16 protein-coding genes are annotated in these 14402 nt (G+C 68.6%); 12 read left to right on the top strand and 4 right to left on the bottom strand.

Annotated features, from left to right (window positions below):
• The first annotated feature begins 165 nt into the window (after positions 1–165).
• The 6 genes from QK291_RS17995 (at position 166) to QK291_RS17970 (ending at position 6545) form a co-directional block, all read left to right on the top strand.
• Positions 166–1266 carry an iron-siderophore ABC transporter substrate-binding protein gene (locus QK291_RS17995; protein ID WP_282384159.1) on the top strand — a complete coding sequence of 367 codons (1101 nt, stop codon included), beginning with the start codon at positions 166–168 and terminating at the stop codon, positions 1264–1266.
• 10 nt (positions 1267–1276) lie between these two features.
• Positions 1277–2350: an iron chelate uptake ABC transporter family permease subunit gene (locus QK291_RS17990; RefSeq protein WP_282384157.1), complete on the top strand. Its 1074-nt coding sequence runs from the start codon at positions 1277–1279 to the stop codon at positions 2348–2350.
• A complete protein-coding gene (locus QK291_RS17985) occupies positions 2347–3531 on the top strand; it encodes an iron ABC transporter permease (RefSeq protein WP_282384156.1) in 1185 nt (394 codons plus the stop codon). The genes QK291_RS17990 and QK291_RS17985 overlap by 4 nt, the downstream gene beginning before the upstream one ends.
• Before the next feature lies 1 nt (position 3532).
• The gene (locus QK291_RS17980; protein WP_282384155.1) at positions 3533–4369 is read left to right on the top strand and encodes an ABC transporter ATP-binding protein; all 837 of its coding nucleotides are present in this window, start codon (positions 3533–3535) and stop codon (positions 4367–4369) included.
• Positions 4366–5445, top strand: a complete 1080-nt coding sequence (locus QK291_RS17975) for a siderophore-interacting protein (protein ID WP_282384154.1) — start codon at positions 4366–4368, stop codon at positions 5443–5445. The genes QK291_RS17980 and QK291_RS17975 overlap by 4 nt, the downstream gene beginning before the upstream one ends.
• A gap of 263 nt (positions 5446–5708) precedes the next feature.
• Positions 5709–6545: an SGNH/GDSL hydrolase family protein gene (locus QK291_RS17970; RefSeq protein ID WP_282384153.1), complete on the top strand. Its 837-nt coding sequence runs from the start codon at positions 5709–5711 to the stop codon at positions 6543–6545.
• 44 nt (positions 6546–6589) lie between these two features.
• Here QK291_RS17970 and QK291_RS17965 read toward each other — a convergent pair whose 3' ends face one another.
• Positions 6590–6877 carry a YciI family protein gene (locus tag QK291_RS17965; RefSeq protein ID WP_282384152.1) on the bottom strand — a complete coding sequence of 96 codons (288 nt, stop codon included), beginning with the start codon at positions 6875–6877 and terminating at the stop codon, positions 6590–6592.
• A gap of 103 nt (positions 6878–6980) precedes the next feature.
• On the opposite strand from QK291_RS17965, the gene QK291_RS17960 reads away from it, so the two are divergent.
• The 3 genes from QK291_RS17960 to QK291_RS17950 all read left to right on the top strand — a co-directional run bounded on the left by QK291_RS17960 (position 6981) and on the right by QK291_RS17950 (position 10168).
• Positions 6981–7469: a MarR family transcriptional regulator gene (locus QK291_RS17960; RefSeq protein WP_282384151.1), complete on the top strand. Its 489-nt coding sequence runs from the start codon at positions 6981–6983 to the stop codon at positions 7467–7469.
• 49 nt (positions 7470–7518) lie between these two features.
• Positions 7519–9336 carry a glutaminase A gene (gene glsA, locus QK291_RS17955; protein WP_282384150.1) on the top strand — a complete coding sequence of 606 codons (1818 nt, stop codon included), beginning with the start codon at positions 7519–7521 and terminating at the stop codon, positions 9334–9336.
• A 70-nt stretch (positions 9337–9406) separates the two neighbouring features.
• Positions 9407–10168, top strand: a complete 762-nt coding sequence (locus QK291_RS17950; protein ID WP_282384149.1) for an SGNH/GDSL hydrolase family protein — start codon at positions 9407–9409, stop codon at positions 10166–10168.
• Here the strand turns inward: QK291_RS17950 and QK291_RS17945 are convergent.
• The 3 genes from QK291_RS17945 to QK291_RS17935 all read right to left on the bottom strand — a co-directional run bounded on the left by QK291_RS17945 (position 10165) and on the right by QK291_RS17935 (position 12912).
• Positions 10165–10935, bottom strand: coding sequence for an FAD:protein FMN transferase (locus tag QK291_RS17945; RefSeq protein ID WP_282384148.1), 771 nt, complete (start codon positions 10933–10935; stop codon positions 10165–10167). The genes QK291_RS17950 and QK291_RS17945 overlap by 4 nt on opposite strands.
• 64 nt (positions 10936–10999) lie before the next feature.
• Positions 11000–11479, bottom strand: a complete 480-nt coding sequence (locus QK291_RS17940) for an FMN-binding protein (RefSeq protein ID WP_282384147.1) — start codon at positions 11477–11479, stop codon at positions 11000–11002.
• Positions 11476–12912, bottom strand: coding sequence for a ferredoxin reductase family protein (locus tag QK291_RS17935; protein ID WP_282384146.1), 1437 nt, complete (start codon positions 12910–12912; stop codon positions 11476–11478). Before QK291_RS17935 ends, QK291_RS17940 begins: the two co-directional genes overlap by 4 nt.
• Before the next feature lie 481 nt (positions 12913–13393).
• On the opposite strand from QK291_RS17935, the gene rpmB reads away from it, so the two are divergent.
• The 3 genes from rpmB to rpsN are packed head-to-tail and all read left to right on the top strand — an operon-like array spanning position 13394 to position 14107.
• Entirely contained in the window at positions 13394–13630 is a 237-nt protein-coding gene (gene rpmB / locus QK291_RS17930; RefSeq protein ID WP_056342125.1) for a 50S ribosomal protein L28, read from the top strand.
• Positions 13630–13797 (top strand): 50S ribosomal protein L33, encoded by a 168-nt coding sequence (rpmG, locus tag QK291_RS17925; RefSeq protein WP_011693743.1) that lies wholly within the window; start codon positions 13630–13632, stop codon positions 13795–13797. Before rpmB ends, rpmG begins: the two co-directional genes overlap by 1 nt.
• Positions 13798–13801: 4 nt before the next feature.
• Complete coding sequence (rpsN, locus tag QK291_RS17920) at positions 13802–14107, top strand: 30S ribosomal protein S14 (RefSeq protein ID WP_011693742.1); 306 nt, start codon at positions 13802–13804, stop codon at positions 14105–14107.
• Positions 14108–14402: the final 295 nt, after the last annotated feature.

Below are 14402 nucleotides of genomic sequence, written 5' to 3'. Positions count from 1 at the left end.
CTTGCCGCCCAAAATCCCCGCCGGGATGGGCCAGAGGTGATCCCGCGTTGCTTTTAAACGGGGGACGGGCCGCGGATCCGGGAATTAGGTTACGAAAGGTTTGCCTAATTTTCGCAAGGATAGGCTAACCTTACTTAGGTTCGCATTACTGACCTAAGGAATCCCATGCCTCTCCCTGTCCCGGGCCGCGCCCTGCCCAGACGCCGCGTCCTCCGCGCCACCGGCCAGGCAGCCGCTGCCCTCGCCGCCGTCGCGCTCTCCCTGACTGCCTGCTCCACCGGCCCGGCCGGCTCGACGGCGGCGGACGCCCCCAGCCTGCCGGCCAGCTCCGCCTTCCCGGTGACCATCAAGCACGTGTTTGGCGAGACCACCATCAAGGAACAGCCAACGCGCGTCGTCACCGTGTCCTGGGTCAACGACGATGTGGCGCTCGCCCTTGGTGTGGTTCCCGTCGGCGTCCCGAAGAACGAGTGGGGCGGCAATGACAAGGAGTCCACGCCGTGGAAGGATGCCGTACTTGAGAAGCTCGGCGCCGGCTTCGGTTCGGACAAGGCCCCGGTCCAGTTCTCCGAAGCCAACGGCGTCAATTTCACCGAGATCGCCAAGCTCAACCCGGACGTCATCCTCGGGGCCTACTCCGGCCTCACGGAGGAGGACTACAAAAAGCTCAGTGAAATCGCCCCAGTGGTGGCCCACCCTGAGATCGCCTACGGAACCTCCTGGCAGGATTCCACCGCCATCATCGGCAGGGCCCTCGGCAAGGACGCCGAAGCCACCAAACTGGTCGCCGACACCGAGGAAACCATCAAGGAAAAGGTCTCCAGATACCCGCAGATCGCCGGCAAGAGCTTCATCTACGGCAACCTCGAGCCCGCTTCGGCTGACGGAGTCAACGTCTACACCGCCAACGACAACCGCCCCCGCTTCCTCAGCGAGATCGGCATGAAGCTGGCCCCGGTGGTGGAAAGCAACTCCACGGGCTCCAAGGAGTTCTTCATCCCGTGGTCCGCCGAGAAAGCCAACGAACTCGAATCCGACATCTTCGTCACCTGGGTTCCGGACGCAGGCACCACCGACTCCATCAAGGCAGACCCGCTGCTTGGCCAGATCCCGGCGATCAAGAAGGGCACCCTGGTTGCCGACTCGGACAACACCCTGACGCTGTCCATTTCGGCTTCGTCGCCGCTGAGCCTGCCGTGGTCGCTGGACACGTTCCTGCCGCAGCTGGCCAGCGCAGCGGACAAAGTCACTCCCGCGGTGGATTAGCCACACCGCCATGAGCCCCCTGACGACGACGGCGGTCTCCGCAGCCGCCCGGCCCGCCCCGGAGAGGCCCACGGGTGGTGCCCGCCCCGCCCGGGGACCGCGCGCGCTCTGGCTGCTGGCCGCCGTCGTCGTGCTGGCCCTCGTGACCCTCGCGTCGTTCGCCATTGGAGCCCGGGGCCTGGCCCCGGAGACCGTCTGGCAGGCGCTGACCCGGTTCGACCCGGCCGACGGCGACCACGCCGTCGTCCATGCCCGTATCCCGCGCACCGTCCTGGGCCTGCTCGCCGGCGCCGCCCTCGGGCTCGCGGGCGCCGCGATGCAGGGAGTGGCCCGCAATCCCCTCGCCGACCCGGGCATTATCGGGATCAACGCCGGGGCCGCGCTGGCCGTCGTCACCGGAATCTACGTCTTCGGCCTGTCCTCGCTGACCGGGTACATCTGGTTCGCGTTCGTTGGCGCCGCGGCGGCCGCCGTCGTGGTCTACCTGATCGCCTCACTCGGCCGGGACGGCGCGACGCCGGTGAAGCTCGCCCTCGCCGGCGCCGCCCTGAGCGCCGGTCTCTTTTCGCTCATGAACGTCATCCTGGTCTCCAGCCGAGACACCCTGGACCGTTTCAGGTTCTGGCAGGTCGGCGGGATCGCCGGCCGCGACTGGTCTGTGATCCTCCCGGGCCTGCCGTTCCTGCTGCTGGGCGCCGTGATTGTGCTCGCCACCGGCCGGATCCTCAACAACCTCGCCCTCGGCGACGACATCGCCCGCGGCCTGGGCCAACGCGTCGGCCTGGCCCGCGCCATCGCCGCCCTCGGGATCGTCCTGCTCTGCGGGTCAGCCACGGCGCTGGCCGGACCGATCGGCTTTGTGGGCCTCATCATTCCGCACGCCGTGCGCTTCCTCACCGGCCCCGACTACCGCTGGATCCTCCCCTTTTCGCTGGTCCTGGCCCCGGCCCTGCTGCTGAGCGCCGACGTGATCGGCCGCGTGGTCCTGCTTCCGGGTGAGGTCCCCGCCGGGATCATGACCGCCCTGGTCGGTGCCCCGGCGTTCGTCTGGCTGGTCCGGCGCAGCAAGGGGGCCGGGCTATGACAACCGCCCCGCAGACCCAGCCTGCCCGGGACGTGACACCCCCCGCCGTGACTCCACCCGCCCGGGACGGCACACCTCCCGCCCGGGAACCCGCCGAGGTGACAGGTGGCGCCCATGTCCGGCGCAAACATGGGCGTTTTCTCGCACCTCGCGGGGCCGTGCTCAACCGCACCGGCATTCTTGCGCTTGCGGTCGTGGCGCTCTTCGCGGCCAGCGTGCTCCTGGGCAGCTACACCGTCACGATCCCGGACTTCTTCAGGATCCTGGCCGGCCACCTCACCGGCGGGGAGAAGATCCCGGGCGCGAGCTTCATCGTGATGGAGCACAAGCTGCCGCGCGCCGTCGTGGGGACCCTGATCGGGGCCGCGTTCGGGCTGTCCGGCGCGCTGTTCCAGACCATGCTGCGCAACCCCCTGGCCAGCCCGGACGTGATCGGGATCAGCTATGGTGCCAGCGCCGCGGCGGTGACGGCGATCGTCGTCTTCGGCGCGTCCGGTGCTGTGGTGTCGGGCGCCGCTTTCGCCGGTGCCCTGGCCGTGGCCGCCCTGATCTATGGCATCTCCCGCAGCGGACCCCCCGGCTCCGGCGGACAGCGGGGCGGCGCCGCCGGCAGCCGGCTGATCCTGGCCGGAGTGGGCATCGCCGCCGCCCTCCACGCCGTGGTCAGCTTCCTGATGACCCGGGCGGATATCCGCACCGCCGCCGAGGTCCTGATCTGGCTCAACGGCTCACTGAACTCCGCCAACTGGGACCGCGCCGGCGTCCTCGGCACCGCCCTGCTCCTGCTGATGCCCGCAGTCGCGGTCCTCGCCGGGCCGCTGCGCATCCTCGAACTCGGCGACGACACCGCCGCGGGCCTCGGCATCCGGGTCGGTGCGGCCCGGCTGGGCATCGTGGTCACCGCCGTCGGGCTTGCCGCCGCAGCGACGGCGGCGGCCGGGCCCGTGGCGTTCGTCGCATTCCTGGCCGGGCCGATCGCCCGCCGGTTCGTCCGCCGGGCGAGCCTGCCGGCGGCGGCCCTGGCCGGTGTGCTGATTGTGCTGAGCGCCGACTACTTTGCCGCCAATATCGCGCCGCTGCTGCTGGCCGGTACGGTCCTGCCGGTCGGGGTGGTCACCGGGGCCCTCGGCGCTCCGTTCCTGCTCTGGCTGCTTGTCACTTCCAACCGAAAGGACGACTGAGATGGCAACCCTCCAGACCTCCGGCCTGCGGCTGAAATACGACCAGCGGACCGTGATCGAGGGGCTCAGCGCGGAGATTCCGGAAGGCAAGGTGACCATGATTGTCGGCGCCAACGCCTGCGGGAAGTCCACCCTGCTCCGGGGCCTCGCCCGGCTGCTCAAGCCTGCGGCCGGCACCGTCACCCTCGACGGGCGGGACATCCACCGCCGTCCCGCCCGCGAGGTGGCCCGCACTCTGGGCCTGCTCCCGCAGCATCCCACGGCGCCGGACGGCATCACCGTCCGGGACCTCGTGGGCCGCGGCCGCTACCCGCACCAGGGTCTCTTCCGGTCCGGCTCCCCGGGCGGCGCCCCGGACGATGAGCGTGCGGTGCAGCATGCGATGGCCGCCACCGAAACGCTGGACCTCGCCGGGCGGAACGTGGAAGAACTCTCCGGCGGGCAGCGGCAGCGGGTGTGGATCGCGATGGCCCTCGCGCAGGAAACCGGGGTGCTGCTGCTGGATGAGCCCACCACTTACCTGGACCTCAGCCATCAGGTGGAGGTCCTGGACCTCATCACGGACCTGAACCGGCAGCGCGGCACCACCGTGGCGATCGTGCTGCACGACCTCAACCTCGCCGCCCGGTACGCGGACCACATCATCGCGATGAAAAACGGGCAGATCGTCGCCGAAGGCGCCGCCCGGGCGGTGGTCACCGAGGAACTCGTCCGCGAGGTGTTTGGCCTGGAGTCCCGGGTGCTCCCGGACCCGGTGTCCGGCGCACCCCTGATCATCCCGGTGGGCCGCCACCATGCCGCTGTCCCGCAAACCACAACCCTGGAGCTGGTCCCATGACTGCCACTAACGCCACCCCGGCCCGCACCCGGTCGGCCCGCGAAACCGCACCCGCCACCGAGCCCATGACCCGGGCCTTCGACGTCCAGGTCACCGCGGTCCAGGAGCTCGGACCGAACTTCCGGCGGATCACGCTGGGCGGCTACTCGTTGCGGGACTTCGGTGTACATGGCAGCACCCTGGACCTGCGCATCAAAATCATGATCCCCTCGCCGGCGCCCGACGGCGCCGCGCTGCCGCTGCCGGAATTCCGGACGGAGCAGACCGGCTGGTACCGCGAGTGGCTGGCCATGGATCCCGGGACCCGCGGGTCCATGCGCACCTACACCGTGCGGCAGGAACGCCTCGACGCCGTCTACCCGGAACTCGACGTCGACTTCGTGATGCACTGCGACGACGCCGGACACGGCGGACCAGCCGCCAACTGGGCCCGCGACGCCAAACCGGGGGATGCCCTGACCCTGATCGGGCCCAACAACCGGGCCGCGCACTGCGTCACCGCCGGGACCTACTCCGGGACCGAATGGCGCCCGGGGATGGCCCAGCGGGTCCTGCTGGCCGGCGATGAGACGGCCGTCCCGGCCATCAGCGCCATTCTCGAGAGCCTGCCGCCGTACTTCAGCGGCCATGCCATCCTGGAGGTCCCGGAAGCCGGCGACTTCCAGGCGATCACGACAGCCGCCGACGTCGAGATCACCTGGCTCGCGCGCGGTGCGGCGATCGGCCGGTCACGTCCGCACGGGGAACTGCTGCAGGAAGCGGTGCGGGCTGCCGTGACCCTTCCCGGCTGGGTCGGGCTCCGGCCCTCCGGTGAGCCTGCGGCGGGCCCCGAGCCCGAGGACGTCAACGTGGACCACGACATCCTCTGGGAGACCCCGGCCCGGATGGATGCCGCGGCCATCAGCGCCAGCCGGGATCCGGACAAGCCCGCGGGGGCAATGCCGTTCTACGCTTGGATAGCCGGTGAGGCGGTGGTCGTCAAGGAGTTGCGGCGGTACCTGGTGCGGGAGGTCGGGATCGACCGGAAGCAGGTGGCGTTTATGGGGTACTGGCGGCAGGGGAAGGCCGAGCTCTAGGTCGTTTCCCTGCCGGGCTTCCGCCCGCTGCCGCTGCTTTGCCGTCGCTTAGGCACCTCCCGCGCCTCTCTCGGCCGCGGGCGGCCTCTTTCGGCTCTGGTCGGCGATGCGCTCCTTTGCAAAGCACCGGCAGCGGCCTTGTGGTCGGCTCACCTTTGGTGCCCCCGCGTCACTGACGTCAGTCGCCATGGGCTGCTTTGGTGGCCCCCTGCTGTGCCCCGCTTGTTAACCCCGACGTCGTCCGGCGGGGCTAGCGTGGCGGTATGGTCGAGAAGCTTCTGTCGCCGGGCGCTGACGGGCGGCGGGTTTATGTTGCCTTGGGGGATTCCTTCACTGAGGGCGTGGGGGACTGCAGCTCCCGGCTGCCCAACGGGGTGCGCGGCTGGGCGGACCGGGTGGCCGAGCAGCTGGCCAGGGCGGACCCGGGGTGGGAGTATGCCAACCTCGCCATCCGCAGCAAGAGGCTGCGGCAGATCATCGCGGAACAGCTGGAAGCCGGGCTGGCCATGGAACCGACCCTGGTCACCCTGTACGCAGGCGGGAACGACATCCTGGATCTCGGGACCGACATCCGCGCCCTGATGAAGGACTACGAGTACCTCGTCGCCAGGCTTGCCGCGAGCGGGGCCACGGTGGTGCTGTTCACCGGTTTCGACGTCAGGGTCTCGGCGCTGCTGGAACCCCTGAAGAGGCGGAACGCCTTCTACAACCAGCGGGTCCGCGAGGTGGCGGCGAGGTACGAGGCGGTGCTGGTGGATTACTGGTGCTTTGACGCGTTCTACGACCCGCGGATGTGGAATTCAGACCGTCTGCACATGTCCAAGGCCGGCCACAAGTATCTCGCCGGCCAGGTCTTGGACCAGCTTGGGGTGGCGCACAAGGTCAAGTCCAAGGAATGGGCGCCGGCGGCGAAACTTGGCTTCCGTGACCGGGGGCGCGGGCAGCGGCGCTGGGTCAGCGACTGGGTGCTGCCGCTCTTCGCTCGCAAGCTGCGGGGTGTCACGCTCGGGGACGACCTCAGCCCGCGCTGGCCGGAGCCGGTCAGGGTTCCGCCGAAGGCAGGACTGAAGAAACTCACCGCCAAGGTCCCCGCGGACTGACCTGTGTTCCTCCGCAGGGGTGCCTCCGCGCGGGCCAGCAGGCGTCAGCTGTCCAGCAGGTTCTCGTATCCCGGGGCCACCCGGCTCGCGTGGAACTCCTCGACGTCGAACTCGGCCACGCCGTTGATATAGAACGGGTCCTTGGCGAGTGCGGCATCCAGGATGTCGCGGTCCGCGTTGGAGAGCAGCAGGGCTCCCGTGCGCGGGATCTTCCGTCCCGCGACCATAAAGATGCCCTGGTCGAAGGCATCCTGCAGCCACGTCACGTGCGCCGGGAGATGGAAGTCAACGATCTCTTCGGGGACCTTATAGGTCAGGGAGACTACATACATAGGGTCAGCCTAGCGCCTGTCCGCGGCGCCCGGGCGGGATTCTCCCCGTCACGGAATCCGGCAAAGTTGAACCGTCAATCTTCAATACTCCTAGACTGTACCCATGACTGAACCGCGCTGGCTGAACGCCGACGAACGCCGGGCCTGGCTGGCCCAGGTGAGCATCAACACCCTGCTGCCGGCAGCGCTGGATACGCAGCTGCACCATGCGCGCAAGCTCTCTCTTTTCGACTACAACGTTCTCGCGATGCTTTCCGAGGCCGACCGGCGCTTCCTGCCCATGAGCGAACTGGCCGCGCGCACCAGCGCGTCCCTGTCCCGGCTCTCCCATGTGGTGACGAAACTGCAGAACCGCGGCTGGGTGGAGCGCCGTCCGCACCCTGGCGATGCCCGGGTCACGACGGCGCACCTCACCGACGCGGGAATGGCGACCATCGAGGAGCTCGCCCCAGGGCACGTCGAGGCGGTCAGGTCGCTGTTCCTGGACGCCCTGAGCAAGGAGGACGTCGCCGACCTCGCCCGGATCGGCGAGAAGATCGTGGCCCGCTTGGACAAGCACCACTGGATCCTGCGGGAGGGCAGGCAGCCGTAAGGGCCGCCCCGAGGCCTTCCGCGGCCCGGCGTCGCCTAGTGTTGGCCCTATGGAATCGCCGATCGACAGCTACCTGCGCCAGATTCACGCCGAGATCGCCGAACTCAAGGACGGCAAACCATACAGCACCATCCCGGCGATGGCCAACGTGGACCCGAATCACTTCGGCATCGCCCTGGCGACCGTGGACGGCACGGTGTACGAGATTGGTGACACCCGCGAGGAATTCACCATCCAGTCCATCTCCAAGCCCTTCACCTACGGGCTGGCCCTGGAAGACCTCGGAGCGGAGGCCGTGGACGCCAAAGTGGACGTGGAACCGTCCGGGGATTCGTTCAACGAGATCTCCCTGGCCGAAGGGACCGGCCGGCCGGCCAACGCGATGATCAACGCCGGCGCCCTGACCGCCACCTCGCTGATCAGGGGATCCGGCGGGCAGTCCGGGTTCAAGCGGATCCTCAGCACCTACTCCGCCTTCGCCGGCCGTCAGCTCTCGGTCAGCGAGAAGGTCTTCGAATCCGAGCTCAAGCACGGCCACCGCAACACGGCGCTCGCGTACCTGCTGCGGTCCTTCGACATCATTGAGGACGATCCGACGCCGGTCCTGGAGGACTATTTCCGCCAGTGCTCGGTCCTGGTGAACTGCTTCGACCTCTCCATCATGGCCGCCACCCTTGCCAACGGCGGCCGGAATCCGCTCAGCGGCAAACAGGTGCTCGAGATCGGGCCGGTGGAACGCGTGCTGTCCGTCATGATGACCTCCGGCATGTACGACGACGCCGGGGCCTGGATCAGTAGCGTGGGGATGCCGGGAAAGAGCGGGGTGGCCGGCGGAATCATCGCCGTGCTGCCGGGCCAGGTGGGCCTGGCCGTCTATTCGCCGCCGCTGGATGAGCACGGCAGCAGCGTCCGCGGCCTGGCAACGGCACAGCGTCTCTCCCGGGACATGGAACTCCACTTCGTCCGCGCTGCCCGGACCGGCAGGTCCGCCATCCTCGCCGCGTACGACGTGACCGAGACGCCCTCTGGCATCCGCCGGAACGACGAGGCCGCCGACGTCCTGCGTGCCCACGGGCACCGGGCGCGGGTGATCGAAGTCAACGGCGACCTCCTCTTCGCCGGAACCGAGTCCATGGTGCGGGAGCTCAGCAGCCTGGCGGACGACGTCGAGCTGGCGGTCCTGGACGTGCGCCGCACTGACCAGGTCAGCGAGGTTGCCGTGCGAATGCTGGCCAAGGCCAGGCAGGGGATGGCCGACGCCGGCCGGGAACTGGTGCTCATTGAGGCGGACGGTGCCGTCTCGGAGGCCCTGGGGCTCTCGGCGCAGCGCCCGGTGCCGTCCTTCGCCTCCCGGAGCGCCGCCGTCGAATACTGCGAGAACCGCCTGCTGGAGCGCCACGGGGACCACCTGCTGCTCCCGGACCACGTGCCGGTCACCGCCTCGCCCGCGCTGGCGCCGCTGGAGGAGGCAGACGCCGCGGCGCTGGAAGCGCTGATGACCCCGAGGTCCTACGACGACGGCGACGTCATCCGGCGCGTCGGGCTGCGGTTCGGCGGGGTCTACTTCATCACCTCCGGTCGGGTCAGCAGCACGTCCGCGGGACCCACCGCTGACCGGGTGAAGCTGAATACGCTCAGCGCCGGTATGACCTTTGGCGAACTGGCGCTGGGCAGCGGGAACCGGCAGGAAACCACCGTCCGGGCGGTGGGCCCGGTGGAGGTAATGGTCCTCAGTGCGGAGGCAATCTCCGAGCTGGAAGCCGCCGACCCGCGCCTGGCCGTCGCCCTGTGGAAGGCCCTGACCCGGGACGCCTACACCCGTGTGGAGCAGTACCTGCGCGAAACGGCGGTCCGGATCCGCGAATAGCGGCTCTGCGGGGCCGGTTTTCTTGCGCCCGATTTTGTTTGCTTGGGGCAACAGCTGGCAGACTGGATCCATGGATTTCACGTCCCGCTATGTAGCCCTTGGCGACTCCTTCACGGAAGGCGTCGGCGACGACGACCCCGCCCGTCCCAACGGCGTCCGGGGCTGGGCCGACCGGGTGGCCGAGCAGCTCGGCGCCGCCGACCCCGGCTTCGGGTACGCCAACCTCGCCATCCGCGGCCGGAAGCTGCGCCAGATTATGGCGGAACAGGTCGATGCCGCCGTCGCCCTCAAACCGACGCTCGTGAGCATCTACGCCGGGGCCAACGACATCCTCCGGCCCAAGGTGGATATCGACGATCTGCTGGTGGACTACGACGCCGGCGTCCGCAAACTCACGGCCACCGGCGCCACGGTGGTGATGTTCACCGGTTTCGACTCGCGCGGCTCGAAGATCTTCAGCACCACGCGCGGCCGGACCGCGATCTACAACGAACTGGTCCGCGGCATCGCCGGGGACCACGGCGCCCTCCTGGTCGACTACTGGCGATTCAGCGAGTACTACGACTGGGGAATGTGGGCGAGCGACCGGATGCACATGTCCGCCGCTGGCCACGCGAACATGGCCAAGCGCGTCCTCACCGTCCTGGAGCACGACCACTCCATCGATGTCCCGCCGATGACCCCGGTGCCGGAACTCAGCCGGGCCGAGGCCGTCCGCGCCAACGCCCGCTGGGTCCGCGAATTCGCCGGCCCGTGGGTGGCCCGCCGCGTCACAGGGAAGTCCTCCGGCGACGGACTGACGCCGCGCTACCCCCGGCCCACGCACGTCTAGGCACGGAACCCCTGGGTCGCGAGCAGTTCCCCGTTGCCCCGGACGGCGAGCACCTCGACGTCCCAGCTGTCGGTGGCCCGGTCCAGCATCCGCCTGCCGCCGGCGACGACCGCCGTCGCCAGCACATCCGCGGTGAGAATGTCCGCCGCGGCCACCGACACCTGACGGAAATCGGGGGGTCCAAGTCCGGCCCGGCCGCCTCCGGCCCGGTCTGTCCCGGCCCGCCAGATGTGGTTGCCGCGCTCGGCGGTGCCGGACGTTGCCAGTGCGCTGAAGCGGCCGGCGCCGCCCAGGGAAAAGCCCGAGAGCAGCGACCCGCGGTCCTGCGGATCCACGATGCCGGCCAGCCACCGGGACCCGGCCCCCGGCGCGGGCGATCCGCTCACCAGCACGTCGCCGCCGGCGTTCAGGCACCAGTCCTCGATGCCGGCGCACTTCAGGGCGGAGGCGGCCTGGTCGATGGCGTAGCCCTTGATGATTCCGGACAGGTCCAGCACGCCGTCGGGCCGCTCGGGCGTGAAAAACCCGTCGGTCAGCAGCCGCCACCCCGTGGCGTCCGCAAAGCGGCCGCGGAAGGCCGCCGAGGCGTCCCGGAGCGTGCCCTCGCCGCGGGCCATCCGGCTCGCCTCAGAATCAGGGCGGTACAGGCTGAACGTCGCGTCCAGGCCGGCGAACACGCGTTCGACGGCGGCCGTGGCACCGTCCAGCACGTCCCCGCCGTCCCGGGCGGCACCGGCAGGCAGGGCGAGGCTGATGACGGTCCCCATGCATTGGAAGGTCCTGCTTTTCAGGGCAGGGCGGCTTTGCGCCGGGCTCTCGGCGGGCGAAGGCTTAGAGGTTCGCTGCATCGAGGGCTGCCTGCAGCGAACTCAAGTACGCGCCACTGGTAACGGTGGCGCCGCTGATGGTCTGCACATGGGCGGACTGGGCCTTGATGACCGCGGCCCGAAGCAGCGGAGCGGCCCGGTTGCTGATTTGCACCGACTTGCGGACGTCGTCGGTCAACTGCAGGGCGGTGACGTCCGTGATCGCACCGGCCTTCACGGTGATCTGCACCTGGACAGCGCCAAAACGGGTCTGGACCATACTGCCGGGATACGTCCCGGCGGCCTGCGCCGCGGTCCCTGCGGTTCCTCCGCTCGCTGCCGACCCTGACGAAGTACCGGACCCGGACGAGGCCCCGGACGACTTGGCGGCTGAGGTGGCTGCCGCCGTGCTCCCGGTGTCGGCGACGTGGGCGCCGGATTGCCAGCCAACCAGAAGAATCCCGGCGGAGGCCAGTGCTGCTGAAACCGCTGCGCGTATTCTCACCAGCCGAACCTTTCCGTGTGGATTTGTTCTTCGCGGACACCGGCCGCCTGGGCTTCGCCGATCACACTGCGCGCCCAGGCGGCCGGGCCGCAGATGTAGAGGTCGGCGTCGGCGACGTCCGGGGTATAACTGGCCAGCCGGTGTCCTGAACGGACGGCCGAGGCGGGCAGCCAGCTTGGTCCGCTGGCGGTCCGGGCGCCGGTGAGGTGGAACAAAGTGGCGCCGCGGCGGCGGCAAAGTTCCAGGATTTCCTCGCCCAGGTACAGCTCCTCCTCGCTGTGGCCGCGGAGGATCACCGTGGCGTTGCCCGGTTCAAAGGGGGTGCGCTCCAGCAGCGCGCGGATCGGAGTGATTCCAATGCCCGCCCCGATCAGAACGACGCGGTTCCGGCTGCGGGCCGCAGTGCTGAAGAGCCCGTAGGGTCCCTCGAGGGACACGCTGGTCCCGGGTTTCAGCCGGGCCAGCTGCGCCGAGCCCCGGCCGAGATTGCGCACGGTGATCCGCAGCGTGCCCCGGCCCGAGGAATCGACCAGCGCGGGTTCGGCGGAGAGGCTGAAGGGGTGCGGGTGCCACCAGGCGCCCGGGGTGAGGAACCTCCAGATGACGAACCTGCCGCCGTTGCCGGCTAGTTCGTCGAGGTGGCGGCCTGCCAGTTCGATGCTGACGACGCCGGCACCCTCCGTGACGACACGGCTCACCGTCAGCCGATGCCTGACGGTGGCCACGAGCGGCTCCAGGAAGCGGTAATGAGCCAGGGCGGCGCCGGTTCCGATACAGATGGCCAGCCAGTACCAGCGCTGCCAAGTGCCCTCGGCGAACAGCCCGCCGGCGCTGAACTGATGGGGGATCGCGGTCAGCACCGCGGCGTAGGTCAGCAGGTGGACGGCGTACCAGAACTCGTAAGGGAACCGCCGCCGCACGGCCACGAGCGAGGTGGCCGCCACGGTGATGAATAGGCCGACCGACACGATGGCGAGCCACATGTCGGGGACCAGCACCGACAAGGACACGAGTTCACTGACCGGATCGAGCCCTTCGGCCATCCCGTATCCGATGGCGATGAGGATCCCGTGCGCGAGCAGCAGGTACAACGAAGGTTTGCCGAGTTGGCGGTGAAATTCCAGCGCCCGGTCATGCCCGACGGCGCCGTCGATCACCGGAAGACGCGCCGCCAGCAGCAACATCAGCAGCACCAGGTCCATGCCGGCGAGGCCGGCAACGATGCCCAGGGCCGTGAGGGAGCCGGCCAGCGTCGAGAAGCCGGCGGCGCCGCCGTCGGCGAGCCAGAGCGCGACAGCCAGGGCCACCGAAGCCCAGGCGAGAACGGTCAGCAGGTCCGCCCTGAACAAGCGGTTCCGGGACTGAGCACGGAACCGCTCCACGGGAGTGCGGCGTGCCGTGCCCGCCACAGCCATCTGGAGTGAGGAGTTCATGGCTCCACGTTCCGCCCGCAGCCTATCAATCACCTGTGAAACCGCTAGGGTGCCGATGTGACTTCGGGCCGAACCGGACTTCACCCCTTATACACTTCCGGATACTGGATTGGTCTTTAATTCGCCAAGCTCGTAGACTTGGTAGGCGCTAGGTGGCGCGGAGCGTGTGCAATTGCTCCGGTTGGCGGGATCTGTCTGCAGTATTGGCAGTCCTGATGGCCGGTAGTTAGGGGCTCAAGTTGCGTGCACTCCTGTATTCGCCCAGCATCCCGGTACTTCGCGGTGGCTATCCGAAAGGATTTCGTCGCCCGGTAACCGTGGCCCACAATCTTCGCCGCAGTGCGGAACGCAGTCGGTTTACGCCACTGCCTGAATCCTGCGGAACTACCGAGACCCTGTGGGCGCTGGATGCGGACGCCGCCTGCCGCACGGTTACGCGGGAACTCCGCCGATCGTTTCATTTATTTTGAGGAGAGTCGTCATGGCAGCACACTGCCAGGTGACCGGAGCCGAGCCGGGCTTTGGACACAGCATTTCGCACTCGCACCGTCGCAACAAGCGCCGGTTCGACCCGAACATCCAGAAGAAGCGCTATTGGGTTCCGTCCCTGCGCCGTAATGTCACTCTGCAGCTGTCTGCAAAGGGCATCAAGACCATCGACGTGCGTGGCATCGACGTAGTCGTAGCCGCCATCCTGGCACGAGGAGTGAAGCTCTAATGGCTAAGGACAAGGACGTACGTCCGATCATCAAGCTCAAGTCGACCGCGGGCACGGGTTACACCTACGTGACGCGCAAGAACCGTCGTAACGACCCGGACCGCATGGTTCTGAAGAAGTACGACCCCCGCATCCGCAAGCACGTCGAATTCCGAGAGGAGCGCTAATCACATGGCTAAGAAGTCAATGATCGCTAAGAACGAACAGCGTAAAGTCATCGTTGAGCGTTATGCTGCAAAGCGCCTTGAACTGAAGAAGGCGCTGGTTGACCCCGCGTCGACCGACGAGGCACGCGAAGCTGCACGCCTCGGCCTGCAGAAGCTGCCCCGCAACGCCTCCCCGGTACGTCTGCGCAACCGCGACATCATCGATGGCCGCCCGCGCGGTACCTTCCAGAAGTTCGGCATCTCCCGTGTTCGCTTCCGCGACATGGCTCACCGCGGTGAGCTCCCGGGCATCACGAAGTCTTCGTGGTAATTCAGCACCCCTGAAGCCAGTGGCTTGAAGAAGGGCCGGCGCCTCTTAGCGCCGGCCCTTCTCGCATTTAACGCTCGACGCCGGGCTGCAGATTCCGGGGGGAGGGGAACCGGCCCCGGGGGAGGGTTCGCCGGTCCCGCCTGCGGGGCAAGGCCGGCTTGTGATCCACTCCACAGGCCGTGTTTCCGGGCTCTGGGAGTGCGGGGCGGTCGTGGTGGGGCTTGGTTTCCGCGCCGGTGCGGGGTTTTTGGGGGTGTGGGGGGTGGTGTGGGGGTGGATTTGTGTGTGGGTCGGG

The sequence above is a fragment of the Arthrobacter sp. AL12 genome (assembly GCF_029960645.1).
Taxonomy (GTDB): domain Bacteria; phylum Actinomycetota; class Actinomycetes; order Actinomycetales; family Micrococcaceae; genus Arthrobacter.
Note: the sequence above shows the minus strand (reverse complement) of the source record. Positions and strands in the feature narration are given on the sequence as shown.